At 33.3% G+C, this 3,921-nt stretch carries 3 protein-coding genes and 1 pseudogene; all 4 read left to right on the top strand.

The genetic code is table 11. The features are described 5' to 3' along the window. The first annotated feature begins 95 nt into the window (after window positions 1–95). The gene (locus AC1DND_RS22155) at window positions 96–1,367 is read left to right on the top strand and encodes a glycosyltransferase (RefSeq protein WP_477584777.1); all 1,272 of its coding nucleotides are present in this window, start codon (window positions 96–98) and stop codon (window positions 1,365–1,367) included. Beyond that, on the top strand, window positions 1,368–2,183 hold the full coding sequence (locus tag AC1DND_RS22150) for an FkbM family methyltransferase (protein ID WP_477584776.1): 816 nt from the start codon (window positions 1,368–1,370) through the stop codon (window positions 2,181–2,183). It begins immediately after the preceding gene. Beyond that, on the top strand, window positions 2,176–3,375 hold the full coding sequence (locus AC1DND_RS22145) for a glycosyltransferase family 4 protein (protein ID WP_477584775.1): 1,200 nt from the start codon (window positions 2,176–2,178) through the stop codon (window positions 3,373–3,375). Before AC1DND_RS22150 ends, AC1DND_RS22145 begins: the two co-directional genes overlap by 8 nt. Further along, window positions 3,365–3,921, top strand: a pseudogene (locus AC1DND_RS22140) (exosortase Y-associated Wzy-like protein); the annotation flags it as partial. The gene AC1DND_RS22145 and the pseudogene AC1DND_RS22140, both read left to right, overlap by 11 nt.

Raw genomic sequence — 3,921 nt, 5'->3', positions numbered from 1 at the left:
AGCTTTTAAGTATGCAGGTGAAACTTTAAACTGGGATATTGAAAAGGAAAAATTTCTATCTAATGTAAAATATACAATCGAAAATTGAAATTTAGTTGAAACGCGTTCTCATCATATCTCCTTATTTTCCTCCTGCCAATACAGCGGATATGCAACGCATTAGAATGAGTTTGCCATACTTTGAAAACTTTGGATGGGATGCAGAAGTTGTAACTGTTGAAGATGAATATATTGATACAGTAAAAGACCCACTTTTATTACAATCTATACCAGATAAGATAAAAATTCATCACGTAAAAGCGCTATCAAAAAAATGGACAAGTAAGCTTGGACTTGGGAGTTTAGCTTTACGCTCTTTATGGTTTTACCGAAATAAGGTAAATGAGTTACTAAAAAAGGAAACATTCGATTTAATATATTTTTCGACTACTGCTTTTCCAATTTGTATTTTGGGCGCTTATTGGAAAAAAAAACATGGTATACCTTATGTTATCGATATGCAAGATCCTTGGCATACTGATTACTATCAAAGTAAAACAAAAAAAGAAAGACCTAAAAAGTATTGGTTCTCCTACCGTTTGAATAAATATTTAGAACCAATTGCCATGAGAAGTGTTGATGGCTTAATCAGTGTTTCAGCAGGTTATATTGATACTTTAAAAATTCGTTATGCATATTTAAAAGATAAACCAAGTGCTGTGATTACTTTTGGCGCTTTTGATTTGGATTTTAAAATTGCAACAATCAATGGTTCAAACCTAAAAATTCGATTTGACAGCAGTCACATTAATTTGGTTTATGTAGGCAGAGGTGGCTATGATCTGCATCCAGCGCTGAATACACTTTTTACATTATTCAAAAAAGGACTAGAATTAAACCCCACTGTGTTCAAGAAAATTAGAATGCATTTTATAGGTACAAGTTACGCACCACAAGGAAAGGGTGAGCACACAATTTTACCTATGGCCCAACGCTTTAACATCTTACCTTTTGTGCATGAGCAAACGGATAGAATTGGTTTTTACGATAGCATAAATTGCTTGCAACAAGCTGACGGTTTGCTTATCATTGGATCGAATCAAGCTGCATATACAGCTTCAAAACTTTATCCGTATATCTTAGCTAAAAAACCGCTGCTTGCTGTTTTGCACCAAGCAAGCAGTGCTACACAAATCATCAACGATTGTAATGCTGGATATCATTTGGATATTGATGCAATTGAAAATTCTGCCTTTGATCAACTAAATGAATATCTACAAAATGTTGTGCAAAAATTAATCCCTCAAACAAATTGGAAAGCATTTCAACCCTATACAGCATCTGCAATGACAAAAGAGCAAGTAAACCTATTCAATAAAGTTATTTAAATGCAATCCATTTATAAATTTATTTTAAAAAGACCTTTTTTTAGAGGGCAGGATAGAATATTTAATTATCTTTTTACTAAGCATAAATTAAAAAAAGCAGTCCAAATTGCCGAACCATTGGAAGGTAATTTCAAAATCTATTGCGATACTTCAACATGGATTGGAGGAAAAATTGCTTATACAGGAGATTACGAACCAGAACTTAAAAAAGTTTTTAAATCTATTATTAAACCAGGCGATCATATTTTAGACATCGGAGCAAATATTGGATTTCATACCATATATTTTGCTCAGCTTACAGGAAATACGGGTACAGTGACTGCCTTTGAGCCTGTTCCACATAACTATATTGCCCTCAAGAAAAATATTGAGTTAAATAATTTTACGAATATTAACCCCCAAAATATTGCTTTAAGCAATAAAAATGAGCAAATTAACATCCAAGCAGATTTAAGGAGTACCAATCCTGGTGCTTACAATCTATTCGACCAAAATGGCGATGTTTCTATAAAGTGTTTTGTAGGTGATGAAGTTATTGGGGATCGAAAAGTCGACTTCATAAAAATTGATGTTGAAGGGTATGAAAGTTTTGTTTTAGATGGATTGATAGAAACAATAAAGAAAAATAAGCCAAAAATCATTTTCGAGTACGATAAACATTACCATATAAAAACTGGTCGGGCAGAAGATTATATACTTACCTTACTGGCTTCATTAAATTATGGCTTTGAATATATCCATAGAAATGGGTTGAAGAAAATTATCAGCTTTGAAAATTTAGTTTCGGGTAATATTATAGCTATGCCTAATGATTAAAAAACTCGCTATAATTACTACCCACCCTATCCAATATTATGCGCCAGTTTTTAGGCTTTTAAGCAACAAAGTCGAACTTAAAGTATTTTACACGTGGGGAGAAAGTTCACTAAATAAATTTGACAAGGGATTTGGAAGGCAAGTTGAATGGGATTTACCACTTTTAGATGGATATGATTCTGCGTTTCTAGAAAACATAGCTAAAGATCAAGGCACACATCATTTCAATGGTATTGTGAATCCCAATCTCATCGACACGATACAAAGCTTTAAACCCGATGCCATTTTAGTTTATGGATGGGCATGGCGCAGCCATTTAAAAGCAATTCGATATTTTAAAGGGAAAATCCCAGTTTATTTTAGGGGCGATTCTACCCTACTCAATCATCAATTTGGTTTAAAATCTATTGTGAAAAATATTTTTCTTAAATGGGTTTACCGTCATATCTACGTAGCTTTTTATGTAGGTAAACAAAACAAGGCTTATTTCAAAAAGTATGATGTAGATGAAAAACAACTGGTTTTTGCACCGCATGCGATAGATAATGAACGGTTTGCAGAAGATAGACATATAGAAGCAAGTTCTTTAAGAACTAAGTTCGGCATAGATTCTAGTGAAATATTAATTCTTTTTGCAGGTAAGTTTGATCTTGTTAAAAATCCTTTCATTTTATTAGATGCTTTTATTAATCTTGACTTGAAAAATACACATTTACTTTTTATTGGAAATGGAGTGTTAGAGGGGAGTTTGAAAAGGAAAGTTGAGGGATTAGGAACGAAGAGATCCTTCGACTACGCTCAGGATGACAGTATAAAAAAGAGAATTCATTTTATTGATTTTCAGAATCAAACAGCAATGCCAGTTGTGTATCAGGCCTGTGATTTATTTTGTTTGCCATCTTTGAGCGAAACATGGGGATTGGCTGTTAATGAAGCCATGGCTGCCGGAAAAGCAATATTGATCTCTAATAAAGTTGGTTGTGCTGCGGATCTGGTTAAATCTACAATTAATGGAGAAATATTTAAATCGGGAGATTTGGGCGATCTCAAACAAAAACTTAGTGCATTAACTGAAAATAAAGATAAATTAGCACAAATGGGAAGCCTATCAAGACAAATTATCAAAGATTGGTCGTTTGAAAAACAAGTGAAGGCCATTGTAGGTACAATTCATAATAACGATGCAAAATAATAACCCAACCAAACTTATTTTAACGCTATACTTTCCTGTTTTGGTTTGCTATTTATTAATCAATAGTCCAATCATTTCCTATTTTGTGGCATGGTTTGGTTCGCTTTTTATCTTTTATACCACTATTTTGTCACCCGCCGCAATTATTAATAGAGATTTGCCTATTAATAAACAGATTATGCGGCCCTTATTCCTCACCCAACTCATTTTTGCCGGATTTATGTGTACCACTTCCATATTTTATTTTATGGATCATTTAGGCTACCGATATTTAACTGAAGTTAATTATGGCAAACAGTTTAAAGAAAGTGAACAAACTGCACTGATTGCCAGTTGCCAGCGCATGAGTTTACTGGCACACGCTACATTGGTTACTGGTATGCTTTTGGTTCAAAAAAATCTTATTAAAATTAAGAGTATAAAAGCCTTTGATGACAATGATGATTTTTTAATCTGGCTCAGTATTATTGTATTTGGAATAGGATCGTTAGCTCAAAATTTTTCAGGACTTAGCCAAATTGCACTCCCACTTACACTGGTTGGAAT

The sequence above is a fragment of the Pedobacter sp. 01N416 genome (genome assembly GCF_056399685.1).
Note: the sequence above shows the minus strand (reverse complement) of the source record. Positions and strands in the feature narration are given on the sequence as shown.

Bases quoted from the DNA above. Each gene is read 5' to 3' on its own strand.
- AC1DND_RS22150 (WP_477584776.1), top strand. From the start codon at position 1,368: ATGCAATCCATTTATAAATTTATTTTAAAAAGACCTTTTTTTAGAGGG.
- AC1DND_RS22145 (WP_477584775.1), top strand. From the start codon at position 2,176: ATGATTAAAAAACTCGCTATAATTACTACCCACCCTATCCAATATTAT.